The 24499-nt window shown below is 52.5% G+C and carries 29 protein-coding genes; 16 read left to right on the forward strand and 13 right to left on the reverse strand.

Going from position 1 to position 24499, the window contains the following annotated elements; translation table 11 throughout:
- Positions 1–31 precede the first annotated feature (31 nt).
- The 4 genes from BKD14_RS02080 to sppA all read right to left on the reverse strand — a co-directional run bounded on the left by BKD14_RS02080 (position 32) and on the right by sppA (position 3406).
- Positions 32–1006 carry an ornithine cyclodeaminase family protein gene (locus BKD14_RS02080; protein WP_075654087.1) on the reverse strand — a complete coding sequence of 325 codons (975 nt, stop codon included), beginning with the start codon at positions 1004–1006 and terminating at the stop codon, positions 32–34.
- 385 nt (positions 1007–1391) lie between these two features.
- Entirely contained in the window at positions 1392–1718 is a 327-nt protein-coding gene (locus tag BKD14_RS02085; protein WP_022710697.1) for a LapA family protein, read from the reverse strand.
- A gap of 149 nt (positions 1719–1867) precedes the next feature.
- Positions 1868–2155, reverse strand: a complete 288-nt coding sequence (locus BKD14_RS02090; RefSeq protein WP_033315997.1) for an integration host factor subunit beta — start codon at positions 2153–2155, stop codon at positions 1868–1870.
- 273 nt (positions 2156–2428) lie between these two features.
- The gene (gene sppA / locus BKD14_RS02095; RefSeq protein WP_075654088.1) at positions 2429–3406 is read right to left on the reverse strand and encodes a signal peptide peptidase SppA; all 978 of its coding nucleotides are present in this window, start codon (positions 3404–3406) and stop codon (positions 2429–2431) included.
- A gap of 344 nt (positions 3407–3750) precedes the next feature.
- Here sppA and lptC point away from each other — a divergent pair, with 344 nt between their 5' ends.
- From lptC to ptsN, 5 genes are all read left to right on the forward strand, one after another.
- Positions 3751–4401 carry an LPS export ABC transporter periplasmic protein LptC gene (gene lptC, locus BKD14_RS02100; RefSeq protein ID WP_075654089.1) on the forward strand — a complete coding sequence of 217 codons (651 nt, stop codon included), beginning with the start codon at positions 3751–3753 and terminating at the stop codon, positions 4399–4401.
- A gap of 223 nt (positions 4402–4624) precedes the next feature.
- Positions 4625–5302, forward strand: coding sequence for an LptA/OstA family protein (locus BKD14_RS02105; protein ID WP_238481547.1), 678 nt, complete (start codon positions 4625–4627; stop codon positions 5300–5302).
- 172 nt (positions 5303–5474) lie between these two features.
- Complete coding sequence (gene lptB / locus BKD14_RS02110; protein WP_051139016.1) at positions 5475–6257, forward strand: LPS export ABC transporter ATP-binding protein; 783 nt, start codon at positions 5475–5477, stop codon at positions 6255–6257.
- A gap of 282 nt (positions 6258–6539) precedes the next feature.
- Complete coding sequence (gene raiA / locus BKD14_RS02115; RefSeq protein WP_075654090.1) at positions 6540–7130, forward strand: ribosome-associated translation inhibitor RaiA; 591 nt, start codon at positions 6540–6542, stop codon at positions 7128–7130.
- A 485-nt stretch (positions 7131–7615) separates the two neighbouring features.
- Positions 7616–8080 carry a PTS IIA-like nitrogen regulatory protein PtsN gene (ptsN, locus tag BKD14_RS02120; protein ID WP_028233579.1) on the forward strand — a complete coding sequence of 155 codons (465 nt, stop codon included), beginning with the start codon at positions 7616–7618 and terminating at the stop codon, positions 8078–8080.
- Between the two features lie 163 nt (positions 8081–8243).
- Here ptsN and BKD14_RS02125 read toward each other — a convergent pair whose 3' ends face one another.
- Positions 8244–8495 (reverse strand): DUF1150 family protein, encoded by a 252-nt coding sequence (locus BKD14_RS02125; RefSeq protein WP_075654091.1) that lies wholly within the window; start codon positions 8493–8495, stop codon positions 8244–8246.
- 144 nt (positions 8496–8639) lie between these two features.
- Complete coding sequence (locus BKD14_RS02130; RefSeq protein WP_022710706.1) at positions 8640–9080, reverse strand: Hsp20 family protein; 441 nt, start codon at positions 9078–9080, stop codon at positions 8640–8642.
- Between the two features lie 222 nt (positions 9081–9302).
- Here BKD14_RS02130 and BKD14_RS02135 point away from each other — a divergent pair, with 222 nt between their 5' ends.
- Complete coding sequence (locus tag BKD14_RS02135; protein ID WP_028233580.1) at positions 9303–10238, forward strand: nucleoside hydrolase; 936 nt, start codon at positions 9303–9305, stop codon at positions 10236–10238.
- A 46-nt stretch (positions 10239–10284) separates the two neighbouring features.
- Here the strand turns inward: BKD14_RS02135 and BKD14_RS02140 are convergent, their stop codons facing one another.
- Together BKD14_RS02140 and BKD14_RS02145 are read right to left on the reverse strand one after the other, a co-directional pair.
- Entirely contained in the window at positions 10285–11166 is an 882-nt protein-coding gene (locus BKD14_RS02140) for a ribokinase (RefSeq protein WP_075654092.1), read from the reverse strand.
- Positions 11167–11193: 27 nt separating this feature from the next.
- Entirely contained in the window at positions 11194–11712 is a 519-nt protein-coding gene (locus tag BKD14_RS02145; RefSeq protein ID WP_075654093.1) for a DUF2244 domain-containing protein, read from the reverse strand.
- 152 nt (positions 11713–11864) lie between these two features.
- Here BKD14_RS02145 and nth point away from each other — a divergent pair, with 152 nt between their 5' ends.
- A complete protein-coding gene (gene nth / locus BKD14_RS02150) occupies positions 11865–12590 on the forward strand; it encodes an endonuclease III (RefSeq protein WP_075654094.1) in 726 nt (241 codons plus the stop codon).
- Here nth and BKD14_RS02155 read toward each other — a convergent pair.
- Both BKD14_RS02155 and BKD14_RS02160 read right to left on the reverse strand, forming a co-directional pair.
- Positions 12587–13225, reverse strand: coding sequence for an aspartate/glutamate racemase family protein (locus BKD14_RS02155; protein ID WP_075654095.1), 639 nt, complete (start codon positions 13223–13225; stop codon positions 12587–12589). The two genes, nth and BKD14_RS02155, sit on opposite strands and share 4 nt — an antisense overlap.
- An 11-nt stretch (positions 13226–13236) precedes the next feature.
- A complete protein-coding gene (locus BKD14_RS02160; protein WP_075654096.1) occupies positions 13237–13956 on the reverse strand; it encodes a sulfate transporter family protein in 720 nt (239 codons plus the stop codon).
- Between the two features lie 248 nt (positions 13957–14204).
- Between BKD14_RS02160 and BKD14_RS02165 the strand changes: the two genes are divergently transcribed.
- Positions 14205–15227, forward strand: a complete 1023-nt coding sequence (locus BKD14_RS02165; protein WP_075654097.1) for an adenosine kinase — start codon at positions 14205–14207, stop codon at positions 15225–15227.
- A gap of 36 nt (positions 15228–15263) precedes the next feature.
- On the opposite strand, the gene BKD14_RS02170 is transcribed toward BKD14_RS02165, so the two are convergent.
- The 3 genes from BKD14_RS02170 to hrcA all read right to left on the reverse strand — a co-directional run bounded on the left by BKD14_RS02170 (position 15264) and on the right by hrcA (position 17933).
- Positions 15264–15923 carry a trimeric intracellular cation channel family protein gene (locus BKD14_RS02170; protein WP_022710715.1) on the reverse strand — a complete coding sequence of 220 codons (660 nt, stop codon included), beginning with the start codon at positions 15921–15923 and terminating at the stop codon, positions 15264–15266.
- A gap of 170 nt (positions 15924–16093) precedes the next feature.
- Positions 16094–16741 (reverse strand): nucleotide exchange factor GrpE, encoded by a 648-nt coding sequence (gene grpE / locus BKD14_RS02175; protein WP_022710716.1) that lies wholly within the window; start codon positions 16739–16741, stop codon positions 16094–16096.
- Positions 16742–16847: 106 nt separating this feature from the next.
- Entirely contained in the window at positions 16848–17933 is a 1086-nt protein-coding gene (hrcA, locus tag BKD14_RS02180; protein ID WP_075654098.1) for a heat-inducible transcriptional repressor HrcA, read from the reverse strand.
- A gap of 213 nt (positions 17934–18146) precedes the next feature.
- Here hrcA and rph point away from each other — a divergent pair, with 213 nt between their 5' ends.
- The 8 genes from rph to BKD14_RS02220 all read left to right on the forward strand — a co-directional run bounded on the left by rph (position 18147) and on the right by BKD14_RS02220 (position 24494).
- On the forward strand, positions 18147–18863 hold the full coding sequence (gene rph / locus BKD14_RS02185) for a ribonuclease PH (RefSeq protein ID WP_022710718.1): 717 nt from the start codon (positions 18147–18149) through the stop codon (positions 18861–18863).
- Between the two features lie 161 nt (positions 18864–19024).
- The gene (locus BKD14_RS02190; protein ID WP_075654736.1) at positions 19025–19435 is read left to right on the forward strand and encodes a VOC family protein; all 411 of its coding nucleotides are present in this window, start codon (positions 19025–19027) and stop codon (positions 19433–19435) included.
- 4 nt (positions 19436–19439) lie between these two features.
- Complete coding sequence (rdgB, locus tag BKD14_RS02195; RefSeq protein WP_028233583.1) at positions 19440–20093, forward strand: RdgB/HAM1 family non-canonical purine NTP pyrophosphatase; 654 nt, start codon at positions 19440–19442, stop codon at positions 20091–20093.
- A complete protein-coding gene (gene hemW / locus BKD14_RS02200) occupies positions 20093–21304 on the forward strand; it encodes a radical SAM family heme chaperone HemW (protein ID WP_022710721.1) in 1212 nt (403 codons plus the stop codon). The genes rdgB and hemW overlap by 1 nt, the downstream gene beginning before the upstream one ends.
- A gap of 22 nt (positions 21305–21326) precedes the next feature.
- Positions 21327–22232: a 16S rRNA (cytidine(1402)-2'-O)-methyltransferase gene (rsmI, locus tag BKD14_RS02205; protein WP_075654099.1), complete on the forward strand. Its 906-nt coding sequence runs from the start codon at positions 21327–21329 to the stop codon at positions 22230–22232.
- A complete protein-coding gene (locus BKD14_RS02210; RefSeq protein ID WP_075654100.1) occupies positions 22232–22606 on the forward strand; it encodes a YraN family protein in 375 nt (124 codons plus the stop codon). The genes rsmI and BKD14_RS02210 overlap by 1 nt, the downstream gene beginning before the upstream one ends.
- A 125-nt stretch (positions 22607–22731) precedes the next feature.
- Entirely contained in the window at positions 22732–24195 is a 1464-nt protein-coding gene (gene cysG, locus BKD14_RS02215) for a siroheme synthase CysG (protein WP_075654101.1), read from the forward strand.
- On the forward strand, positions 24195–24494 hold the full coding sequence (locus tag BKD14_RS02220; protein WP_022710725.1) for a DUF2849 domain-containing protein: 300 nt from the start codon (positions 24195–24197) through the stop codon (positions 24492–24494). Before cysG ends, BKD14_RS02220 begins: the two co-directional genes overlap by 1 nt.
- Positions 24495–24499: the final 5 nt, after the last annotated feature.

Raw genomic sequence — 24499 nt, forward strand, 5'->3', positions numbered from 1 at the left:
TGAAGCTTTTCAGGGCAAGAGATGGACAGGATCAGCCTTGTTGTTTCAGGCTCTTTTCATAGACCATAATGCCGGCGGCAAGGTCTTCCATGGCTGCACCAACGGATTTGAATAGTGTAATGTCCTGATCGCTTACGCGGCCTTTGACTGTTCCGCGTGCCAGATCAAACAGATCGCCGAGAATATGATCCGGTTTGATAATGCCGTCACGCAAAGGCTGGGTAATGTCGCCGCCTTCTTTCAGAGCGCCGTCTTTGGTGTCGACAAAAACACGGGAGCGCAGCACGGCTTCGTCATCGCTTTCACGCATATCCGGCGTGAAAGCGCCGACCAGATCCACATGGGTGCCGGGACGCAAATGTTTCCCGTGAATCAATGGTTCGGTTGCCAGAGTGCCGGCGGCAACAATATCCGCCTGCTGAATGGCTGCGATATGATCTTCAGCAATATAGGCATTATAGCCTTCATCACGCAGTTCTTTGAGTGTTGCTTCTGCCCGTTTCGGATTGCGCACGCAAAGCGCAATATCGGTGATCGGTCGCACAGAACTATGGGCGCGGACGAGATTGGAAGAAACCGCTCCGGCACCCATAATGACAAGACGCGATGCATCTTCCCGTGCCAGATAGCGGGCGGCAAGAGCGGAGGCTGCGGCCGTGCGCCAGCGGGTCAGGCTCTGGCCGTCGATCAAAGCTTTCGGTTCGCCGGTAATGCCGTCAAGCAGCAGGTACACACCCATAACCGCAGGTTTGTCGATCAGGCCGTTATCCGGTGACACGGTGACGATTTTAACGCCCATATAGCCTTGCGACTGATGCTCAAGTTTATGGAAATCTGACCATGCAGGCATCAGCAACAACATGGACGGGCTGCCCTCAGGGCGTTCAACCGGATGGTGATGACGCACAGGCTGGATCATACCGTTACGGAAGGCGCTGTCCAGCGCATCGACCAGTTCCGGCCAGGTCATCAGATCATCAACGGCAGCAGCGGAAATATGAAGCATTATTTGTCAGGCCTTTTATGATGCCGCCCATTGTCTCCTGCAATGCACGGACATTTATTTTCATTAGAGCATTTCACAGTCAAGTTGGATCAACTTGACGCCCGTGATAATGCGACCAAATAAAGAATCTAGAGCGTAGCGCATTTAATTATACCCACTGCGCTCGTTCGATCTCCTTGTTTTCACGCATGTCGTTATCGGAAAACCGGTGCCCGTTTTTCCGCGACATGTTTTAGAGCGCCGTGTGCCCGATCGGGCGCACAAAACGCGCTCTCACAACAACAGATTGTTCCCATGCCTGAGGGTGGGAGACAAGCGCCGATCTGTATGAAGTTGATGAAAAAGCCTGATAATATATGTGGTCTGTATGGATGCAGCGCCGAGATCAGGACAGGGAAGATGCGGATGGCAGGTTCTTGGCTTCCGCCTGTTTGGCGCGGGTCAGGAGTGCATCGGCTTCTGCTTTGCGCTTGCGTGCCAGTTTGCGGTGCCGTCCCTGTGTGAACCAGATCAGCAGGCCGCCGGTAACAATACCAACAAGAAAAGCTCCCAGCACCCAGAGAAACAATGGTGCTGTATAGGTCAGAGCAGGATTGCCGGGATTGAACGGATCAAGCGTCACACTGACTGCACTGCGATTGGCGACCGACAGTACAATTAAAATCACTGCGAGCGGCAAGGCAATGACAAGTGTCAGAAAACGGTTGGTCATGTTTAATATCCGTAATTCTCGGGCTGCACTGCATAAAATATAAGTGCTATCAGGCATAAATATGCCCGATAGCAGAAGTGCCTGATTTTATATCACCGCTCGCATGTTGCGCATAAAGACGCTTGTATATGCGCTGCAGCTATTATTGATTAATCGTGGCCGTTATTGAGGCGATCACGCAGTTCTTTGCCGGTTTTGAAGAACGGAACCCATTTTTCCTCAACATCGACCGATTCGCCCGTGCGCGGGTTGCGTCCGTTGCGGGCAGGGCGGTTTTTCACGGAAAAGGCGCCGAAGCCACGGAGCTCTACGCGGTTTCCTTCCGCCAGAGCTTCAGTAATTTCATCGAAAACTGCACCGACAATATTTTCCACGTCGCGCTGGAAAAGATGCGGATTGCGGCTGGCGATGATCTGCACGAGTTCAGATTTAATCACTGCGTTCGACCTCTCTGCAATATTAGCGCTTAATCCGGCCGTCTGAAACGGACCGCTGCGCTTCCGGTTTTGATATACTGCGCATCTGACCCGCACCTTTAATAAGGATCGGGGAATGCGCCCTAAAAGAATACTCTCAGAACCTGTATGCGGGCTGTCCCCGTCGGAACAGAGACAGCTTAGTATGAATAATATGCCTATGCTATTAATATTTCATAGCATAACTATCTGAAAATACGCATTATCTTTAATGTTAAACGCATTTTACGGGTATTATTGCGGTTTTTCTCCGTTGCTACCGTGCCAAACTGAAAGCATGCCGTCAAGGAAGATACGCTGACCGATCTGTTCATCAAATAGTGCACCGGCCTGATCGGACAAGCCCATGTTCCGCAACAATAATTTCATAGCAGCAGAGGAAAGCAGGTCATTATAGGATGAGCTTTCAGCTTTCCACTCGATAACCGGCAGCTCTTTGTCGATGCCTTTGGTCTCAAGCCATGCAACAGAGGTTTCCTCATCGCCGATCGCGTCAATCAGCTTATGCTGCAATGCCTGACGGCCGGTATAGACCGAACCGTTGGTCAAAGCAGGGAGCTTGTCGGCTGTAATCATCGGACGGCGTTCTTTAACCAGACCGACAAACCAGTCATAAGTGTCTTTGACTGTGTTATCGATCATGGCCTTGGCTTCTTCGCTGGCCGGAGAGAAGAAATTCGGCTCGGCCTTCAGCGGGCTGGATTTGATGGTTTCAAATTTCACACCGACTTTATCCAGCAACGCGCTGATATCGGGATATTGAAACAGCACGCCGATCGAGCCGATCATTGATGTCTTATGGGCGATCACATGATCTGAGGCGATGGCAATCATATAGCCTGCAGATGCTGCCAGTGTGCCGACCTGTGAGACCACCGGTTTTTTATCGGCGATTTTGCGCACGGCATCATAAATCACTTCGCCGCCGGTCGTGGTGCCGCCGGGAGAGCTGATATCCAGAATGACGCCTTTCACCATATCGCTCTCTGCGACATCTTTGAGACGTTTCAAAAGCTCTTCATTGTTATAAATGGTGCCGGTAATGGAAATTTTTGCAATGTGAGGCGCATTGCGGGAAGACTTGCTGCCGTTGATGTAAAGCGCAGCGAAGAGTATCATTGCCGCAACAAGCAGCAAAGTGACAGCACGCCAGAAAGTCAGCTTACGGCGAATTCGACGACGTTCAAGCACTGCATCGGCAGTATAAGTCATGAGATATGTCCGTTCTTGGGCTTATATGATGTCTTTATATGTCGCATAAACAGAATGTATTTTGGAAGCGGGGATAATATCCGAGGAAGACCTGAACATGGTATTATCAGGTTTTTTAACCTCATATCATTGAAAAGTGATCTGAGTTAAACCTCCGGAACGCACAACTGCAGCAATGCAGCTTGTTTTGGACGCGGTATCATCCCATTTATACCACAATAAAAAGCGATTTGAGCGCACTATACAGAATAGTCGTGCATTTCACCGATAAATATTAATACCTTACGTGTAGGCAGCTGGCAAATTGCCGGTTTCAGGAGTTTTGGACTGTGTCAGACCATAAGATGGTTTTCGGAGCGTCACATAAAAGTACCGCTGTGTTTCACGCTGCGAAGAGACACAGCATGCGCGTGCGCGTTCTGAAAACCGCTTTGCCGGTTGTTGCTCTCGGCGTTGCTGCGGTTTTCTCATGGTACACATTTCTGGCTACGCCTCCCTCACCGGTGAAAGTTGAGCTTGATCCGTCTGAAAGCGGCAAGCTGGTGATGACCGGCCCGCAGCTTAAAGGCTACACCAAGGATAAGCGTCCGTTTTCGATGGTTGCCGAGCGCGCTGTGCAGGATGCCAAACAGAACGGCGTGGTTGCGCTGGAAGGAATCAAAGCGCAATTGCCTGTCGGTGATAAAGACAGCGCCGAGATTGATGCGGCATCCGGCGTCTATGACAGCAATAACGGTCATTTGCAGTTTGATAATGCGTTTACGGTGAAGACAACCGATGGCATGGAAGCCAAGCTGGGCTCTGCCAATGTGAATGTGTCGAGTGGCGAGATGTCGACCGATAAGCCGGTCGATATCCGCACAAAAAACGCACATATCCGCGCGAATAAAATGCTCATTAAGGAAAACGGCAAGGTGATGGTGTTTGATGATCAGGTTCAGCTGACCATTGAGCCTGTTAAGGAAACCGTCTCCGCAGCGAAAAAGGGCAGCTGATTGCAGCACCTGTGCTGCGCCCGTAAAGCAGTCTTTGTTTCGTCGTTGAACAGAGTGTGATAGTGATTTACACCAATAAGTAATACGCCTGTTATAGATGTGTTGGCAGACTGCGTATATTCCGGCCGGACTTATGGTCCGGCGGCAAGAATATATTCAGAAGTTTGTTGTTTTATTCTCAAACTTGCGATTTATAACAAGGGTGATTTTCGAGGGAATGAATATGATGCGGCAACAGGCAGGCAGCGAGCTGAAAACAGGCTCACAGAATACAGTTTCGGGCAAGTCTGCGCTGCGCCTGACAGGCGTGAAGCAGATCGCCGCCCTCTTCATATCCGGTTTGCTGACTTTGCCTTTGAGCCTTTCAGGTGCTCAGGCGCAGCAGGGTGTTCCCCTTGACGGATTGAAATTATCTGACAGCAAAGAACCTGTGTCGATTGATGCCGGTAAAATGGAAGTGCGCGACAAAGAGGGCATTATCATTCTCACCGGTAATGTTTCGGTCAAACAGGGCGATATTCTCCTGCGTGCCGGTCGTATGCAGGTTCATACCGGCAAAACAAAAGACGGCGGCGATAAAGCCGGTGCTGATAAAGCCAAAGGCGGTATCGGTGGCCTGAGCGGCGCTGGTCTGGATGCCGGCGGCATTGAGAAGATTGAAGTGGACGGAAAAGTCTATCTGAAATCCGGTACACAGGTCGCAACCGGCGATGCCGGCACTTATGATGCCAAAGCGCAGACAATGGTGCTGACCGGCCAGAAAGTTGTGCTGTCTGATGGTGATAATATTGCCACCGGTTGCAAGCTGACAGCCAATACCCAGACAGGCAAAGCCTATCTGGAAAGCTGTAAAGGACAGTCCGGCCGCGTCTCCATTATTCTGTCCCCTAAAGCCGAGTAAAAAATTGCAGATCAGAGCTGTTCTGGTCTGCAACTGAGCTGATAAATTTAATTTTGCTTGTGCTTTGAATGCAGGCACCGGCTTTAAGAACTGGTCTGGATTTCTATTGTCCTCTTTAAACGCCCAAACCGATCATGCTCCCGATAATGCCGCGGCCGATGCTGCGGGCAATTTGCAGGCGCAGTCTGCCGGTGCGGAAGGACAGCGTCCGCCTCAGGAATTGTCACGGCTTAAAGGAACGCTGGTTGCCAGAGGCATCAGCAAGAGCTATCGCGGCCGTCAGGTTGTGAATGGTGTGTCCTTTGGTGTGCGTGCCGGTGAGGCTGTCGGTATTCTGGGCCCGAACGGTGCCGGTAAAACCACTTGCTTTTATATGGTGACCGGTCTGGTGCCGGTCGACAGCGGTACGATTGAGATCGACGGTTTTGACGTAACATCCATGCCGATGTATCGCCGTTCACGGCTCGGCATTGGTTATCTGCCGCAGGAAGCTTCGATTTTCCGTGGTCTGTCGGTTGAAGATAATATCAAGGCCGTGCTGGAAGTGGTCGAAAAAGACCGCAAAAAGCGTGCCATTGAACTCGATGCGCTGCTGGAAGAATTCCATATCACGCATCTGCGCAAGGCGCAGGCGATTTCACTGTCGGGTGGTGAACGCCGTCGTCTCGAAATTGCCCGTGCACTGGCATCCCGCCCGAATTTTATGCTGCTGGATGAACCTTTTGCCGGTGTGGATCCGATTGCGGTTGCGGATATTCAGCAGCTTGTGCGCCACCTCACCAGCCGCGGCATCGGTGTTTTGATTACCGACCACAATGTACGTGAAACGCTCGGCCTGATTGACCGCGCTTATATTATCCATGCCGGACAGGTGCTCACCCATGGCCGTCCGAAAGAGATCGTCGCCAATCCCGACGTACGCAGATTGTATCTGGGCGATCAGTTTACTCTGTAAGTTCAGAATTTTACGCTAAGAGCTACAGGTCAGCGAATCCCGGGAGCAGTTTCTGCTCCCGAATTTATTTGAAATCGTTGATGATTTTGATGACGGGCGTTTATTTCGCCGGAATTTTCGACAGGCGCTTATATAGTGACTGATTGTGTCAATCAAAGAGCTGTCCGCATATTCTTTTGGCACATGCAAAGTTTATTTTATTTTATGTCAGTTCGCTTTGCGCAATGCCTTCGCTTGTGGTTAGATTGAGGTGTTCGAATATAGACAGCGAGGTACTGCCACATGAGTCTCCGCGTTTCGGGTAAACATATGGACATCGGTGATGCTTTCCGCATCAGAATTGAAGACCGTGTCCGTGATGCTGTTAGCAAATATTACGAAGGTGGCTTTTCCGGTACAATTACAGTCGTTAAATCAGGTTCCCGTTTTACTACGGATTGCACTTTGCATCTGGATACCGGAGCGACTCTGCAGTCTTCTGCAGAAGCGCAGGATCCGCAATTTTCTTTTGACGCAGCGGCTGAAAAGCTGGAGACAAGGATGCGCCGCTATATGCGTCGCCTCAAGTCCCGCTCTCTGGTTCAGTCAGCGCGCAACAATCATCAGAATATCGCCTATAGCGTGATGGAACCGGCTCCCGACGAAGATCATGATCTTCCTGAGGATTATGCGCCGACGATCGTCGCGGAATCATCCGTTTCCCTGCGCACGCTGAGTGTTGCATCTGCCGTTGTTGAGCTTGATCTGACAGAGCATCCTGTATTGGTCTTCCGCAATGCAGGAAGTGAAGAAGTCAACATTGTCTATCGTCGTCCGGATGGCAATATTGGCTGGATTGATCCGTCCAGAGTCGCACAGGCAGCCCGCGTTTAAGGCTGAACTGACAAGCCCCGCTATTTGCGAATCCACAGATAGCGGGGTTTTGCTTTTCCGGAACAGAATATTGAAGCGATGAGTGGGTTGCCTGTCCCGTTTCCGGATGCATTTATACATCAACCAAAAAACTTGAAATTTTTTTCATATTTTAACTCACTGAAATAACATATAAAAAATCAAATAGTGTTTTCTGCCCTGTTTTCTGCGTGGTTGCAGCTGTTATTCACGATATCTAGAGATAGGAATTTTTGTGTTACTGGTGTACCTTGAGCGGAATGCCGCGAAGCAGGCGTCAGTGAATGCGTGTTGTAATCTTTTTTTAATTTTTATTTATGATTGAAATCAATGCGTTACGGATTTGATGCGTGAAAAGTGTGAGTAGAATCGCGAATTTGACTTGAGTATCTGTTGAATGGGCAGTAGATCACTGCACCTCCCGGTTACGGAGATGATTACTCCGCATGAGAGAAGGAATGGAGAAAATGGATCTTAGCGATCTGATTCAGCCAGGGGCGATTATCCCTTCGCTGAAGGCAAGCTCCAAGAAGCAATTATTGCAGATCTTGGCTGAGAAGGCTGCTGAACTCACAGGTCTTTCTGAGCGAGAAGTTTTTGAAACTGTGACTCAGCGTGAGCGTTTGGGGTCTACCGGTGTTGGCAACGGCATCGCGATACCACATGGCAAACTGCCGAATATCAGTAAAATTACCGGTGTTTTTGCGCGTCTTGAGCAGCCGGTGGATTTTGAAGCACTGGATGACCAGCCGGTTGATCTGGTCTTTCTGTTGCTTGCACCGGAAAATGCCGGCGCCGATCATTTGAAGGCACTGTCCCGCATTGCGCGTTTGCTGCGCGACCCGGACATGGTTGCCAAATTGCGCGGCACCGTTGATGCGCAGGCTCTGCATTCGTTTCTGATTGCACCACCTGCATCCAATGCGGCCTGAAAAGCTGATAATTCTGCTGAGTAAGCAGGGTTGAGTGGAATTTAAAATGCCGTGTTTGCCTTGTGCAGCGCGGCATTTTTCATGAGGCGGGAATAAAAACAAAACCCGCCTGTGATACAGGCGGGTTGTAATGTGTTTACCGGTTTCACTTTTCAGGATGCGCTTAATGCAGCATCACTGTGTGGAGTTCATGTTCCTGTGCTCCGGCCAATGCTGTGGCGCGCATATCGGAAAGCATGATAGGGGTTCCGCTGGCGCCGAAGAGAGCCCAGAGTTCCATGCCCGGCGCCATTGGTGGTAATGCAGGGAAGCGCCGTGACAAATCTTCGGAGCGAACTTTGCGCAAATAGGCGATTTCACCTTCGCCGAGATGGGCAAATTCGAATTCTGTAAAAATGTGTTTGTCAGCAGTCATTTTAGGCCTCCTGTCCTGGCAGCTCAAAATTGACGCTGCCTTTCGAGAGCATTTGCAGTTGCATTTATCAGCCGATAAAACTGCAACCACGGAGCTGATTATAACAATGAACCCTTTACAGTTCTTTTATAATCCTGAGAACGGTCACTCTTTCACGTTTATACTAATACGCTTGACGAGGCGTTCTGGTTCCGGTCTGTCGAGATCAATCGACAATAATCCGTTTTTTAGTTCCGCGTTGACCACGCGCATACCGTCTGCCAGCACAAAAACACGCTGAAACTGACGTGCAGCAATGCCGCGATGCAGATATTCCCGCTCGGATTCATCAGTCTGCCGTCCGCGGATAACCAGCTGGTTATCTTCAGTCGTAACTTCCAGATCGTCATCAGAAAAACCGGCAACAGCAAGCGTGATGCGCAATTTCTCAGGAACCGGTTGTTCCTGATCCTGCGCAGAGCTGCGCAGTCTTTCGATATTATATGGCGGATAGCCGTCACCGGATTTAGCAATCCGTTCCAGCGTTTTTTCCATCGTATCGAAACCCAGCAGCAGCGGGCTGGAGAAAGGTGTAAGTCTGGTCATTGTTCAGTCCTTAAGAGCGACCGTTTGGGGAAAACCCGTAGCGGCGTTTTCCTGTTCTTTATATGGCTTGAGAAAAGCTCCACTTCAAGAGCAACAGCTGATATGTGCGTTATCGTTCAAGATTCGTGCTGAAAATAATTTCACTGCATTTATAGTGCGCCTGAAAGCTCATGAGTTCACATGACAGCATGCGCAGATTTTTTGATGAAAGGGATGGCTTTGATGGCCCGCAAAATTATTATCGACACAGATCCGGGGCAGGATGATGCATTGGCAATCCTGCTGGCACTGGCAAGTCCGGAGCTGGATGTGCTGGGTATTGTTGCTGTGGCCGGTAATGTGCCTTTGCCTCTGACGCAGCATAATTCTCTGAAAATTGCCGAACTGGCAGGCAAGCCGCAGACAAAGGTTTTTGCAGGCGCGTCCAAGCCGCTGGTTCGCCCGCTGGTCACCGCAGAGGAAGTCCATGGCCGCACCGGTCTCGATGGCCCTGATCTGCCTGAGCCGGTGATGAAATTGCACAAGCAACATGGTGTGGATTTCATCATTGAGACTTTGTTGCATGAAGCTGCGGGCACAGTCACGCTATGCGTTCTCGGACCTTTGACCAATATTGCACTGGCGCTGAACAAGGCACCGGAAATCGCTTCCCGCATTCAGGAAATCGTGCTGATGGGCGGCGGTTTCTTTGAAGGCGGCAATATCACGCCAACCGCTGAGTTCAACTTCTATGTGGATCCGGAAGCGGCGAAAGTCGTTTATGCCTCCGGTGTGCCGATTGTGATGATGCCGCTGGATGTTACCCATAAGGCGCTGACAACCGCAAAACGTATTGAGGCTTTCCGCTCGCTTGGTAACAAGGTGGGGGATGCCTGTGTGGCAATGCTGGAGTTTTTCGAACGCTTTGATGAGGAAAAATACGGTACAGACGGCGGACCGCTGCATGATCCGAATGTGATTGCCTATCTGCTGAAGCCGGAACTCTATTCAGGCCGTCATTGCAATGTTGAGATCGAAACCGCGTCTGAGCTTTGCCTCGGTATGTCGGTAATCGACTGGTGGGGTGTTACCAAACGCCCGAAAAATGCAATCGTGATGCGCGATGTTGACCACGAAGGTTTCTTCACATTGCTGACCGAGCGTATCGCAACGCTTTAAATATAGAGACGATAAAAAAGGCCGGAGATTGCTCCGGCCTTTTCTTTTACTGGACTTCTGCCGCGTAAGGAATGGAAGGCTGAGCACCGGCTTTCAGGCATGCGAGCGATGCTGCCTTTGCAGCGCGCTGGCAGGCATCACGCAAAGACAGGCCGCTGTCGAGACCGGCCGCGAGATAGCCGCAGAATGTGTCACCGGCACCAACCGTATCAACGGGTTTAACCTTCAGGGCAGGCAGGCTGTAATGCTCATCCGGTGTTGCCACCATAATGCCCTGCGCACCCAGCGTTACGATAATGGTACGGCCATAATGTTCGGCAAAATCGATCATTCTGGCCTGACGGTCATCGCCGGACAATTCAAGCTGAACACTGGCCAGATCAAATTCCGTTTCATTGGCAATAATAATATCGGCGCGCGGCAGCAGGCTTGCGGCATCATCACGCCAGGGCGCGGTATTGAGAATGCAGGTTGTGTCGCTGGTTTCCGATGCAGCGATGGCTTTTTCCAGTGTCGGTAGCGGAATTTCCATTTGCAGCAGCAGATAACCGCCATCCAGATCAGCGGTGTTTACATCGTCTTGTGTAACCAGACCATTGGCGCCCGGAATAACGATAATGGTATTTTCACCGCTGTCTTCAACAGTGATGAGCGCAATACCGGTGGCATCGCCGCGTGTGGCGACACGGGTCAGATCCACGCCGTCGGCACGCAGCAATGCAACGGCCTGCGAAGCGAAGGAATCATCACCAACAGCACCGACCATACGCACGGATGCACCGGCGCGTGCGGCAGCGAGTGCCTGATTGGCACCTTTGCCGCCGGCGGCTGTTGAGAAGTTTCTGCCTGTGAGGGTTTCACCGGGCTCCGGCAGTTTCGGACTGCGGGCGATGAGGTCAAAATTAATCGAGCCGATAATCGTAATCATAAAACATCCGGTATTTAAACCCGATCGTCAGCGGCGGCTGCGTGTCAGGGCGTTGGAAAAAGCACTTGCAAAGCTCTCGCGGTCATCGGGCGGCAAAAATCTGCCAATATCCAAAGTTCTGCCATCACTATGCAGCTGCATCTGGATAATGCCGATATCATCTTTACGGGTAATGTGAAACCGTGTGCGGAAAGGATTAAACTGATATGCGCGGATACGTCCTGAAGCGGAGACTTGCCTGATGAGTAACTGTTCGCGTGAAACCGTAATTTCTTCCCGTTGTCTGGCGGCATAATAATTAAGCCGGAACGCCAGATAGATCAGGGCAATATCCAGTCCGAACAATCCGACTACTGGCCCGACTACTGGCAATGCGCCGATCTGCATGAAAACCATGCCGATACAAGCCCAGAGCAGCAGCAGGCTTAAAATCATGATCTGAAAACCGCGCGGTGAAAGCGAACGGTAGGGAAGCAGGGTCGCTTTGAAAAACTGTGCGCCATAGGCGTCCGGATCAGCACCGTCCGGATGGTAGGGTGCATTCATGGCAATAACTCTCGGGGTCGCATATCGTTGGTAAAAGCTCGGCAGCACAAAATGCTAGAGCAAGTTTTGTGCTCCCGAAAAAGAGCACGGCACTCCAGCCTGCGGCAAGCTTGCAGATAGGCTTCTTGCTTATAGCTTACTATATAAATGCCATGCAGAACAACCAGACCCAGATTCCCGCAAAATCTCAGCGTCGTGTCAGCGGCACGCTTTACACACCGGCAGAAATCCATGAGATTTTCCGGCGGTTTTCCGTGCAGCGTCCGGAGCCGAAAGGCGAGCTTGAGCACGTCAACACTTTCACGCTGCTGGTGGCGGTGATGCTGTCGGCGCAGGCAACCGATGCGGGCGTGAATAAAGCAACGCGGGCTTTGTTTGCCATTGCTGACACACCGCAAAAAATGGTCGATCTGGGTGAAGAGGTTGTCGGCGATTATATCCGCACCATCGGCCTGTGGCGCAATAAGGCGAAGAACGCAATTTTATTGTCTCAGGCGCTGATTGATAATTTCGGCGGTGAAGTGCCGGGTGACCGTGATGCGCTGGTGACTTTGCCGGGGGTGGGGCGCAAAACCGCGAATGTCGTGCTGAATATGGCTTTCGGTCAGCCGACAATGGCGGTGGATACGCATATTCTGCGTATCGGCAACCGGATCGGTCTTGCGCCTTACAAAACACCGGATGAGATCGAAGCCAAGCTGGTGAAGATCATTCCGGCAGAATTTATGATGCATGCCCATCACTGGCTGATCCTGCATGGCCGCTATGTCTGCAAGGCCCGCACGCCGGATTGCGTTAATTGCGTGATCGCCGATATTTGCAAATCGGCGCAGAAAACCAATACGATTCCGGCACCCTTGCTACGGATCGCAGATTAAGCGCGGTGCAGAAGCTGGCGCAGGGCGGCAGTTGGTGCATCAAGCACGTGTGTCTTGTTGCGGATAAGTTCAGCGGCATTTGCCATAGAGGTCTGCGCCAGAACTACCAGCTGGCTGCCTGTATCATGAGCGGCGTTCGCAGCATCTGCGATTGCTCTTTCATAGGCTTTGATCTTACCGGCACGGAATAAATCCCATGCGCCGTCAATCAGCCTGATATCGGGTGCGACCTGCGCATTGGCAAAGACCTGACGGAATAATTCTGTCGTCGGCTCCAGTGTTGTCGGGGCAGTGCACAGAACACTCACAGATAAACCGCTCTCCAGAGCCTGCTCTGCCAAAGCACGGTCTGTGCGCAGAACCGGCTTGGCAAAACCGGTGCGGGCATTGTCAGCGATTGCACCAAGGGTTGAACAGGTCACAAGAACTGCATCGGCTTCGGTCATCAGGCTTTGGATGATATGCAGAGTTGCCGTTTCAATGGCTGACGTAATGCCTCCCTGCTTTTCTGCTGCTTCCAGCAATTCACAGTGAACCGCATGGCTGATATCTCCGGCATCAAGCTGCAAGGCTGAGGCAGCTTTCCCGAAAATTTCAATATTGCTGGCGGCCGTATGCAGGCAGGCAATGTGCATGGTTCTCTCAATTAATGACGGTTGATGGCAAGCGGTTTCTTGCCGCTCAGGGCTTTATGCAGGTGCACCATCATGGCAGCGGCGAAAAGCGGTGTCAGCAAATTGATGAGCGGTATCGCCATAAATCCGGCAATCACCAGACCACCAAGGAAAACTGTAATCCGGTTTTCTTCACGGAAGGCTTTGGCACCATCCTCGCCGCGATAGCGCATGGCTGCAAATTCAAAAAACTCACGTCCGAGAAGATAGCCGTTGACGATGAAAAAGGCGATCAGATTAATGCCCGGAATGAGCAGCATCAGCAATGCGAACAAGTTGCCGAGAATGACCACTACCAGAAATTTGAGCGAATAGACGAGGGAACGGCCAACCGGCATCGGTGTGCCGGCCGGTTCATTGCTGTAATCTTCGCGCTCGATAATCTCTGCCACATCATCAAGAAACATACCTGCAATCAATGCAGTCACCGGTGCGATCAGAAAGGCGAGCAACAGCGCCAGCACAAAACCGGCGGCAATCGCGGCCAACAGGCCGAGCCAGCTTGTCCAGTCCGGCATGGCAGGCAGCATATTTTCAAACCACGGCCATGCCAGCCAGAAAAAGAACTGCCGTGCCAGTGCCCATAATGCGATCAGCGCCAGCAGGGTCAGGCCGAGCGATTTCCACAAGACTGAGCGGAACTCCGGTGAGGGCAGGCGGTAGAGGGCATTAAGTGCGGCGGTGAGGATCATCGGGGCTCCGTCTTTTTTGTCTGGCGCGCATCTTATCCGAAAACCGCTTTACACTTTTCGGGATGCGCTCTTTTTCCGATAGATAGGGAGCCTGTACAGGGGCAACAAGATGAGCTTTTACAGATCGCCCGCTGTATTGATGAAAATGAAAACGCTTTTCTCCACTGGCAAAAAACATATTCCATAGATAGAACTGGTGCCGCAATGGATGTGAGGGCTGAGTTCCGGTCATCCGCCGCGAAGTTTTTATGGGAGTAAAAGCCATTTCTGCCGCCAAATATGACGTGTTATGCATCGGGAATGCAATTGTTGATATTATTTCCCGCACCGAAGATGATTTTCTGGTCAATAACGGCATTATCAAAGGTGCTATGAATTTGATCGACAGCGAAAGAGCCGAGCTGCTTTACAGCCGCAAAGGCCCTGCGATTGAAGCGTCGGGCGGCAGCGCAGGTAATACTGCGGCAGGTGTGGCCAGTCTGGGCGGTCGCTCTGCCTATTTTGGCAAAGTGGCGATGGATCAGCTCGGCACGATTTTTACACATGATATTCGTAGTCAGGGTGTGGCGTTTGATACGGCGCCATTGCAGGAAGGCGTACCGACCGCGCGTTCCATGATTTTTGTGACGCCTGATGGCGAGCGTTCCATGAATACCTATCTCGGTGCCTGCGTGGAGCTTGGTATTGAAGATATCGAAAGCTCTAAAGTCAGCACATCCAAGCTAGTCTATTTTGAAGGCTATTTGTGGGATCCGCCACGCGCCAAAGAAGCAATTTTGTTGGCGGCTAAAATCGCCCATGAGCATGGCCGTGAAGTGGCTATGACCCTATCCGATCCGTTCTGTGTGGATCGTTACCGTGATGAGTTTCTGGATCTGATGCGCTCTGGTACTGTCGATATTGTTTTTGCCAATGAGGCGGAGGTTAAATCGCTCTATCAGACCTCATCTTTTGAGAGTGCGCTTGAAGCCTTGCGTGCCGATTGCAAACTGGCTGCAGTGACCCGCTCCGAACAGGGCTCGATCATTCTGCGGGGTGATGAAACCGTGGAGGTGCAGGCGATTGAAGTTGATGCGCTGGTCGATACAACCGGTGCAGGCGATCTTTATGCCGCCGGTTTTCTCTATGGCTATACCAATGATTATCAGCTGAAAGAATGCGGTGCGTTCGGCTCATTGGCTGCCGGTATTGTTATCCAGCAAATCGGCCCGCGTCCGCAGAATAATCTGAAAGATATTGCTGCGCAGGCGGGTCTTATCAAAGCCAGCTGAATGGATAAATAAAACGGGTAGTATCACTTCCCGTTTTTATTCGTCGCGCACAATGCCGTCGCGTTTGAGTTCTTCTTCTGTGCGTCCGCGCCGCGCTTTGTGTGCAGGCAATACCCAGCCGTAATATAAAGCGCCGCCGCGGATCAGAAAAGCGATGCCGGTACCGGCCAGCACAGAGAAGGTGATCGGCGCATTGAGTGCGCTCAGCGCCACAAACGTACAGGCACCGGCAAGTGCTGCGGAAATATAGATTTCACGGCGCATCAATACAGATGGCTGCCCTGCCACGACATCGCGCAAAACGCCGCCCATTGTTGCGGTGAAAATACCGGCAACAATAGCAACCCATGCATTGAAACCGAGATGCAGTGCCTTTTCTGCGCCCATCACGCTGAACATCGCCATACCGATCGCATCAAGCCAGAGCAAAATACGATAACGCGATTCAACACGGTGTGCGGTGAAATAGACCAGAACAGCCGCACTGGTGCCGATCAGCAGATAGAGCGGTTCACGCACCCAGTTGACCGGTGTATTACCGAGCATCAGATCGCGCAGGGCACCACCGCCGACGGCGGTCATATTGGCAAGAAAGATGAAGCCGATAATATCAAGACGGCAGCGCGAGGCTGCCAGCGCACCGGTTGCGGCAAAGACAAAGACACCGGCATAGTCGATAAAATCGATAAATGTCATGTCTTGTCCTCCCTTATCTAAGCAAATCGCACCGGATTGCTTATGTCTGTGTAGCGCAATTTTATGAAAATTCAGCCCAATAAAAAGCGGACGCAAGGAAAGCCCTGCGTCCGTTTTTGTCTTTACACTGAGCGACTGAGACTGATGTTAAGCCGCAATGTCAGAATATTTTATTCTTTAGGGCCGCCGCGTGATACGCCGACCATGGCCGGACGCAGAACGCGGTCGCCGATGGCATAGCCGGTCTGCATGACCTGAACGACCGTATTATTCGGCACTTCAGCATTCGGTACTTCAAAGATCGCCTGATGGAAATTCGGGTCGAATTTCTGACCTTCCGGCGACAGCTGGGTTACGCCATGACGTTCCAGCGCATTGATCATTGCGCGTTCAGTCATTTCCACGCCTTCAGCCAGAGCTTTCAGGCCTGTGTCTTCAGCAAGCGCATCTGTCGGAATAGCATCCAGCGCACGACGCAGATTGTCGGAAACCGAAAGCATATCGCGGGCAAAATTGGTCACCGCATAGGCTTTTGCATCCTGCATTTCGCGGGCAGTGCGTTTACGCAGATTTTCCATATCGGCAGCCAGACGCAGCATCTGGTCTTTCAGCGCATTATTTTCCACCTGCAATTCGGCAAGCGGGTTGATGGCATCTTCAGCGGCAGCATCATCTTCTGCAGCTTCAGCCACTGCTTCATCCTTGCGCGCTTTCAGAAAATCATCAGCGGCACGCTTCAGAGCATCGCGGTCACGCGGATTATTCAGGTCGCGCTGGCCAAGATCTGGGGTTTCGCCGTTTTTCTTTTCGTCAGCCATTATTCTCTTCCGTCTTGAATCATATTGTCTGGGATATCGATGTTTGTGTACTGAAAATCAAGGCCATCGCTCTGTGGCGCGGCAAATTAACAGGGTGAAACCGGTTTTAACCCCGTAACAGGCGGGAAACCAGCGAGGCCGTATAGTCCACCATCGGCACGATACGGGCATAATTGAGCCTTGTCGGGCCGATCACGCCAAGCGCGCCGATGACCCGTTGTTCGGAGTCGCGATAGGGCGCAACCACCAGTGAAGAGCCGGACAGGGAGAAAAGTTTATTCTCCGAGCCGATGAAAATCCGCACGCCGGAACCGGCTTCCGCCAGATCCAGCAGTTGGATCATGCCTTCTTTGGTTTCCAGATCGTCAAACAGCAGGCGCAACCGCTCCAGATCATCCTGCGCGGAGATGTTTTCCAGAAGATTGGAACGTCCGCGCACAATCAAACGGGTTTGCTGGTCACCGGATGCACCGCTCCACACTGCCAGCCCCTGTTCCACCAGATGCTGGGAGAGGCTGTCGAGCGCCTGACGGGTTTCCTCTTGCAAAGTTGCAATCTGATTGCGGGCTTCGGCAAGGGTTTTGCCGTGAATATGGGCGTTCAGAAAATTCGAGGCTTCAATCAGCTGAGAAGAGGTAACACCTGCAGGCAGATCAAGCACACGGTTTTCCACGTCGCCGCTTTGCGTGACCATCACCGCCAAAGCACGGGTCGGGTCAAGCCGTACAAATTCAATATGCTTCAGTGCGCCTTCGGCCTTAGTCGCCAGTACCAGACCGGCACCGCGTGACAGGCCGGAGAGGATTTGGCTGGCTTCGGTTAGCACATGCTCGACAGAGTTATTTTGACCGGCGGCACGTACCTGATGTTCAATACTGCTGCGTTCATCAGCGGGAAGGTCGCTGACCTCCATAAAGGCATCGACAAAGAAGCGCAGACCCAGTTGGGTCGGCATGCGTCCGGCAGAAATATGTGGTGAATAGACCAGTCCCAGATGTTCCAGATCACTCATCACATTACGGATGGTTGCCGGAGACAAAGACAAAGGCAGCAGACGTGACAAATTACGCGAACCGACCGGCTCGCCGTCATTCAGATAGCTTTCAACAATGCGCTGGAAAATATCGCGTGATCGCTGATCCAGCACCTGTAAAGGGGCATGCAGAGTGTCAGCACGATCCGGTCTTATCATAGGTTCATTGGCTCCGTTTATGAGCAATATATAGGCTATTGTGCAGCGTGGGCAAAGGGCGGGAGATGCCCTTTGCATGTTTCCCCTTCGATTTTCCTTTAAATTTGGCGACTACAGGCTTAGAAGCAGGATAACTGCCTTTCAAAGGTGTCATCAGATTACAGTCAGGCTGCCGCTCATTGGCGATGCAGTCTTGTTTTAAAAGGAAAATCCATGCGTCCATCCAAACGCACTCCGGACGAAATGCGTGCAATCTCTTTTGAACGCGGTATTTCCAAACATGCAGAAGGCTCCTGCCTTGTGAAATTCGGCGATACCCATGTGCTTTGCACCGCAAGTCTTGAAGAAAAAGTTCCGGGCTGGATGCGCAACAGCGGTAAGGGCTGGGTCACAGCAGAATATGGCATGCTGCCACGCTCAACCGGCGATCGTATGCGTCGTGAAGCCGCCAGCGGTAAGCAGGGTGGCCGCACACAGGAAATTCAGCGTCTGATCGGCCGCTCCTTGCGCGCTGTTGTCGATATGCAGGCTCTGGGCGAATATCAGATCACCGTCGATTGCGATGTTATTCAGGCTGATGGCGGCACCCGTACTGCGGCAATTACCGGCGGTTGGGTTGCATTGCATGATTGCCTGCGCTGGATGGAAGCCCGCCAGATGGTCAAGGTCGACAAGGTTCTCAAGGATCATGTTGCTGCAATTTCCTGCGGTATTTACGAAGGCGTGCCGGTGATTGATCTGGATTATCCGGAAGATTCATCCGCGCAGACCGATGCGAATTTCGTGATGACCGGTCGCGGCGGTATTGTTGAAGTGCAGGGCACAGCCGAAGGTGAACCATTCTCGGATGAAGAGTTTGCGGCGCTGATGGTACTGGCACGCAACGGCATCAAGCGTCTGGTTGACCTGCAGAAAATGGCTGTTTCTTAATTCGGCAACAGGCGGCTCTGAATGCATTCTGAATTATCCAATAGTTTAATTGGATAATTCACCCGATCGTGAGCGGAGAATGTTCCGGAACCTGTTATAACGGGCCGGAGCATTTCCGTAACAATGATGATGGTGGGAAATTCATAATGCAGAACGAGCAGCTGAAACCGAAACAGATCCTTGAAACCGCGCTTTATGTGCGCGATATCGAAGAGGCTGTGCAGTTCTACCGCGATATTCTGGGGCTGGAACTGGCATTGCCCTATAATCATCGCAATGCATTTTTTCGCTGCGGCGAGGGCGTATTGTTGATTTTCGACGCCAAAGAGACGGTAAAACCGGCACCGGAAGGGGCGCTGCCTGTCCCGAGCCATGGTACAACCGGTGAAGGCCATATGTGTTTTGCAGCCAGCCGCGAGGAAATCGCAGACTGGAAGCAACATCTGGAAAAACATGGTATCGAGGTTGAGCGCGAATTTGACTGGCCGAATGGCGCGCGCTCACTTTACATCCGCGATCCTTCCGGCAATTCACTGGAATTCGCTGAACCCAAATTATGGAATAATGGATAAACTGATGAGAGAGCTGAACAAAGGCAAACTGGTTGTCGCAAGTCACAATGCGGGTAAGCTCAAGGAGTTTGCCGATCTGATCGGGCCATTTGGTTTTGATACGCAGTCTGCCGGTCAGCTTGGCCTGCCTGAGCCGGATGAAACCGGCACAACCTTTGAACAAAATGCTTATATCAAAGCATTCGCTGCAGCTGAAGCAACCGGCCTGCCTGCTCTCTCGGATGATTCCGGCATGATGGTGGATGCGCTGGGCGGTGAGCCTGGTGTGTACACAGCCAATTGGGCAGAACTGCCGGATGGCAGCCGCGATTTCAATATGGCGATGGGCAAAGTCATCGATAAGCTTGCAGCCGCAGGTGCGATGCAGCCGGAACAGCGTAAAGGCCGCTTTGTCTCTGTGATCTGCCTGTGCTGGCCGGATGGTCACGCGGAATATTACCGCGGTGAAGTTGAAGGCCAGATTGTAACGCCACGCGGCAATGACGGTTTCGGCTTTGACCCGCTGTTCCTGCCGGATGGTTATGACAAGACATTCGGTGAAATGACTGCAACGGAAAAACACGGCTGGAAGCCGGGTGATGCGCATGCCTTGTCGCACCGTGCCCGCGCATTCAAATTGTTTGCCGAAGCAAAATTTGCCACGGCGGAAGTTAAATAATGCAGTCTCTGTCTGCCGTCGCTAATGCAAATAGTGTGAACCCGCTGCCCATCTTACAGGCAGACGGGGATCATGCTTTCGGCATTTATCTGCATTGGCCGTTCTGCATGGCCAAATGTCCTTATTGCGATTTCAACTCGCATGTGCGGCATCAGCCGGTGGATCAGCCGCGTTTTGCGCAGAGCTTTCTGCGTGAAATGGCGACTTTGCGCGAGCGGACAGGGCCACGCACGGTTACCAGTATTTTTCTGGGCGGTGGCACGCCATCACTGATGCAGCCGCAGACTGTCGGCGCGCTGCTGGATGGAATCGCCAAATACTGGTCCGTTGCTGACAATATTGAAGTGTCGCTGGAAGCCAATCCGACCAGTGTGGAGGCCGACCGTTTTCGCGGCTACCGCGCTGCCGGTGTCAATCGCGTATCGCTCGGTGTGCAGGCACTGAATGACCGTGATCTCAAGCGTCTCGGACGATTGCATTCTGTTGCCGAGGCGAAAGTGGCGATCGGTCTGGCGCGTGAGATTTTCCCGCGTTTGTCTTTTGATTTGATCTATGCCCGCCCTGACCAGACGATTGCCGACTGGAATGCGGAATTGCGTGAGGCGGTAGCCCTCGCAGCCGATCATTTGTCGCTCTATCAGCTGACGATTGAAGAAGGCACGCAGTTCTATAATCTCTGGAAAGCTGGCAAACTGACCACTCCGGAGCCGGATCATGCCGCAGCACTTTATGAAGAGACGCAGCGCGTGACGGCAGAGCTTGGTCTGCCTGCCTATGAGATTTCCAATCATGCGGTTGCAGGGCGTGAGTCCCAGCATAATCTGGTCTATTGGCGCTATGGCGAATATGTCGGCGTCGGTCCCGGTGCGCATGGGCGTTTCCGTGAGAATGGCACACGCACAGTGACCATTACCGAAAAACATCCTGAAACATGGGTGGATAAGGTTGAGGCCTCCGGTCACGGTATTATTGAAGAAGAATATCTGACAGCGGAACAGGAAGGCGATGAATTCCTGATGATGGGACTGCGCCTGAAAGAAGGTGTTGATCTCAACCGCTATCAGAAGCTGACCGGCCATGGTCTGAACCCGCAGCGGCTGGAACAGTTGCTGGAGCAAAAATTGCTGGAACTGCGCGATGAGCGTTTCTTGCGGGCAACGCCGGATGGTGCTTTGCTGCTCAATACGCTGGTTGCAGAACTGACTGCATAAGCCTTTAAAATAAGGATAGAACGTGGAAGACAATCTACAGGAAACGCGCGGCTATGTGGTGGGGGAAAAGAACTTCCGTGCCCGCCCGATTGAGCCTGCGCTCTATATTGTCGCCACGCCGATCGGTAATCTCGGTGATATAACTTTGCGGGCGCTGGAAGTGCTGGCATCGTGCGATGTGCTGGCCTGCGAGGATACGCGCGTCACCCGTGTTTTGCTCAACCGTTTTGCAATTGCCCGCCGCCCGATGGCCTATCACGAGCATAATGCTGCTGAGGCTGGGCCAAAAATTCTGGAAGCACTGGCGACTGGTAAAAGCGTGGCACTGGTTTCCGATGCCGGTACGCCGCTGGTTTCCGATCCGGGCTATCGTCTGGTCGAAGAAGCCCGCAATGCCGGTTATAAAGTGGTGCCGGTGCCCGGTGCTTCTGCGGTGATGGCGGCTTTGATGGCCTCCGGCCTGCCGACCGACAGTTTCATGTTTTGCGGTTTCCTGCCACCGAAACAGGGGCAGCGCCGCAATAAGCTGGAAACCTATAAGACCATTGATACGACGCTGATTTTCTTTGAATCGCCTAACCGTGCATCGGATACTTTGCAGGATATGGCGGCAGTCTTTGGTGCGGATCGCCCTGCCGCTTTGTGCCGTGAGCTGACCAAAGCCTATGAGACTTTTTCAACCTCGACTTTGGGTGCGCTGTGCGAACAATATGACGGCGAAGACCGTATTCGCGGTGAGGTGGTTTTGCTGGTCGGTGCGCCGTTGCAAAATTCCGTGCCGGTGACCGAGCAGGATATTGATGCTCTGTTGCTTTCGCTTGCACAGGAGCTTTCACCATCCAAAGCAGCCGGCGAGGCCTCCCGTATGACCGGTAAACAAAAAGGCGAGCTGTATCAGCGCCTGATGATATTGAAGGCTCCAAAATAATGAGTACGTCTCGTGAGAAAAAGCAACAGGCATTTTCTCGCGGGATACGGGCGGAACGGCTGGCCGCTTTTGCTCTGATGCTTAAAGGTTTTCGTATTGTCGAGCGGCGCTATAAAACCCGCTTTGGCGAGATTGATCTGATCGCCAGACGCGGCAGTCTGGTGCTGATTGTTGAGGTCAAAGCGCGTGCCTCCGTTGAAGCGGCGATGGAAGCTGTCAGTACTATGAACCTGTACCGGATTGAGTCCGCAGCCGATCATTGGCTTGCCCGTCAGCCGGATCATGACAGGCTTTCTCTGCGCTTTGATCTTATCGCGGTGCTGCCGCGCCGCTGGCCGGTGCATATTCCGGCGGCTGTCAGTTTCCGGAACTAAATTTCACGAAATTTGCAAAACTCGCAAAAGCGATGCGGCGCAGCGGTCAAGCGCACAAGCCTGTTGCTTATAAGCTGCCACAGAATGCGCGATACTCGGCACAATCTTTAACCACCCTTTGAAAGGTGCTGATTGTGACGGCTCACCCAACCAGATTAACGGCTTTTCCGGCTTTCTTCCGCGTGGACAGCGCGGCAGTGCTGATCGTTGGCGGAGGTGAAGAGGCGCTGAACAAAGCGCGGCTGATTGCTGAAACAACAGCGCAAATCCGCATCGTGGTACCGGAAGGTGAGACACCGGAAGCTGATCTGGTGCAGTTCGTGCTGGATGGTGGCTATAATTTACGCACCGGTGCTTTGCAGGATAATGATTTCGCACAGGTGAAACTCGCATTCGTGGCGACAGGTGATGCCGCACAGGATGCAAATATCGCTGATGAGATAAAAGCACGGCATATTCCGGTCAATGTGGTCGACAGGCCGCATCTCTGCGATTTCTTCACGCCTGCACTGGTTGCTCATGCACCGGTTGCCGTGGCAATCGGTACGGAAGGTGCAGGGCCGGTATTGGCGCAAAAACTGCGTCGCGAGATAGGCGCCGCCTTGTCGCCACAGATTGGCGCACTGGCGCAACTGGCTGCGGATTATCGTGACAAGGTGGAAAGCACGCTGCCGAGAGGCGCAGCGCGGCGTCAGTTCTGGAATGTATTTTTCAACGGCACAATTACACAGGCTGTTGAGCGCGGTGATCTGAGCCTTGCGCGGGAGCTGGCCGATCAGGCTCTGATTGAGGTGAATATCCCTGCGGGTTATGTCTGGCTGGTCGGTGCTGGACCGGGGGCTGAAGATCTGCTGACTTTGCGTGCGCAACGCGTGCTGATGCAGGCGGATGTGATCCTTTATGATGCGCTGGTGCCGGAGAGCGTGGTTACTATGGGCAGGCGCGATGCGGTACGCATTCCTGTGGGTAAGCGCAAAGGCTGCCATAGCAAAAGCCAGAGCGAGATCAATCAGCTGCTTGTTGAGCTTGCTCAGGAAGGGCAGCGCGTTGTGCGGCTCAAATCCGGTGATCCGCTGGTCTTTGGCCGTGCCGGTGAAGAAATGGCCGCTTTGCGTGCAGCCAATATCGGTTTCGAGATCGTGCCCGGCATTACTTCAGCCATTGCCGCTGCCGCAGATATGCAGTTGCCTTTGACATTGCGTGGTGTTGCATCCTCCCTGATTTTCACCACCGGTCACGATATGGCGGGGGACATACTGCCGGACTGGGCGCGGCTCGCTCTCAGCGGCGCAACCATTGCTGTCTATATGGGCGCAAGCGTTGCCGCTTCTGTTGCGAGCCGCCTGATCGGTGCCGGTCTGCATGAAGATACGGCGGTGGCCGTGGTGGAAAATGCCGGACGGAGCGAGCGTGTAATGCTGCACGGCCTCTTAAAAGATCTGGCACATCTGAAAAATCATAAAGAGCTGCGAGGGCCGGTGATGGTGATTATCGGCGATGCGGTTGCCGGTGCCTCTCTGGAAGATGCCCGCCCGCTTGCCCAGCGACAGACACCGGTATTGCAAGCCGGTGAAAAGGAGAAAGCATAATGACAGTCAAAGTTCTGAGTGCCAATCGTCTGAGCGACGGTGTTTCGGTCTGGCTTGCTGCGGATGGTCATTGGGCGAGTTCCATTCGCGGGGCATTGCTGGCGCGTCATCCTGAAGCTGTGGCAGCGCTGGAAGCGGCCGGTCAGCAGGCCAGCCGTTTTGACGAGGTGGTGGATATCAATCTGATTGAGGTCGAAGAGCGTGGCAATGAACTGTTTCCGGTTCGCCTGCGTGAACGCATCCGTCTGTCCGGCCCGACAATCACACCTGTTGTACGGCTGCATTCTGTAGCTGGTTGAATTTT

Source organism: Pseudochrobactrum sp. B5 (assembly GCF_001939785.1).
Taxonomy (GTDB): domain Bacteria; phylum Pseudomonadota; class Alphaproteobacteria; order Rhizobiales; family Rhizobiaceae; genus Pseudochrobactrum; species Pseudochrobactrum saccharolyticum.

Bases quoted from the DNA above. Each gene is read 5' to 3' on its own strand.
- BKD14_RS02130 (WP_022710706.1), bottom strand. From the start codon at position 9,080: ATGACCAGACTTACACCTTTCTCCAGCCCGCTGCTGCTGGGTTTCGAT.
- BKD14_RS02145 (WP_075654093.1), bottom strand. From the start codon at position 11,712: ATGAATGCACCCTACCATCCGGACGGTGCTGATCCGGACGCCTATGGC.
- hrcA (WP_075654098.1), bottom strand. From the start codon at position 17,933: ATGATAAGACCGGATCGTGCTGACACTCTGCATGCCCCTTTACAGGTG.
- BKD14_RS02165 (WP_075654097.1), top strand. From the start codon at position 14,205: ATGGGAGTAAAAGCCATTTCTGCCGCCAAATATGACGTGTTATGCATC.
- sppA (WP_075654088.1), bottom strand. From the start codon at position 3,406: ATGACTTATACTGCCGATGCAGTGCTTGAACGTCGTCGAATTCGCCGT.
- BKD14_RS02080 (WP_075654087.1), bottom strand. From the start codon at position 1,006: ATGCTTCATATTTCCGCTGCTGCCGTTGATGATCTGATGACCTGGCCG.
- grpE (WP_022710716.1), bottom strand. From the start codon at position 16,741: ATGGCTGACGAAAAGAAAAACGGCGAAACCCCAGATCTTGGCCAGCGC.
- nth (WP_075654094.1), top strand. From the start codon at position 11,865: ATGCAGAACAACCAGACCCAGATTCCCGCAAAATCTCAGCGTCGTGTC.
- ptsN (WP_028233579.1), top strand. From the start codon at position 7,616: ATGGATCTTAGCGATCTGATTCAGCCAGGGGCGATTATCCCTTCGCTG.
- BKD14_RS02160 (WP_075654096.1), bottom strand. From the start codon at position 13,956: ATGATCCTCACCGCCGCACTTAATGCCCTCTACCGCCTGCCCTCACCG.
- BKD14_RS02140 (WP_075654092.1), bottom strand. From the start codon at position 11,166: ATGATTACGATTATCGGCTCGATTAATTTTGACCTCATCGCCCGCAGT.
- BKD14_RS02085 (WP_022710697.1), bottom strand. From the start codon at position 1,718: ATGACCAACCGTTTTCTGACACTTGTCATTGCCTTGCCGCTCGCAGTG.
- BKD14_RS02105 (WP_238481547.1), top strand. From the start codon at position 4,625: ATGATGCGGCAACAGGCAGGCAGCGAGCTGAAAACAGGCTCACAGAAT.
- BKD14_RS02135 (WP_028233580.1), top strand. From the start codon at position 9,303: ATGGCCCGCAAAATTATTATCGACACAGATCCGGGGCAGGATGATGCA.
- BKD14_RS02220 (WP_022710725.1), top strand. From the start codon at position 24,195: ATGACAGTCAAAGTTCTGAGTGCCAATCGTCTGAGCGACGGTGTTTCG.
- rdgB (WP_028233583.1), top strand. From the start codon at position 19,440: ATGAGAGAGCTGAACAAAGGCAAACTGGTTGTCGCAAGTCACAATGCG.
- BKD14_RS02125 (WP_075654091.1), bottom strand. From the start codon at position 8,495: ATGACTGCTGACAAACACATTTTTACAGAATTCGAATTTGCCCATCTC.
- BKD14_RS02210 (WP_075654100.1), top strand. From the start codon at position 22,232: ATGAGTACGTCTCGTGAGAAAAAGCAACAGGCATTTTCTCGCGGGATA.
- lptC (WP_075654089.1), top strand. From the start codon at position 3,751: ATGGTTTTCGGAGCGTCACATAAAAGTACCGCTGTGTTTCACGCTGCG.
- rph (WP_022710718.1), top strand. From the start codon at position 18,147: ATGCGTCCATCCAAACGCACTCCGGACGAAATGCGTGCAATCTCTTTT.
- BKD14_RS02170 (WP_022710715.1), bottom strand. From the start codon at position 15,923: ATGACATTTATCGATTTTATCGACTATGCCGGTGTCTTTGTCTTTGCC.
- hemW (WP_022710721.1), top strand. From the start codon at position 20,093: ATGCAGTCTCTGTCTGCCGTCGCTAATGCAAATAGTGTGAACCCGCTG.
- raiA (WP_075654090.1), top strand. From the start codon at position 6,540: ATGAGTCTCCGCGTTTCGGGTAAACATATGGACATCGGTGATGCTTTC.
- BKD14_RS02155 (WP_075654095.1), bottom strand. From the start codon at position 13,225: ATGCACATTGCCTGCCTGCATACGGCCGCCAGCAATATTGAAATTTTC.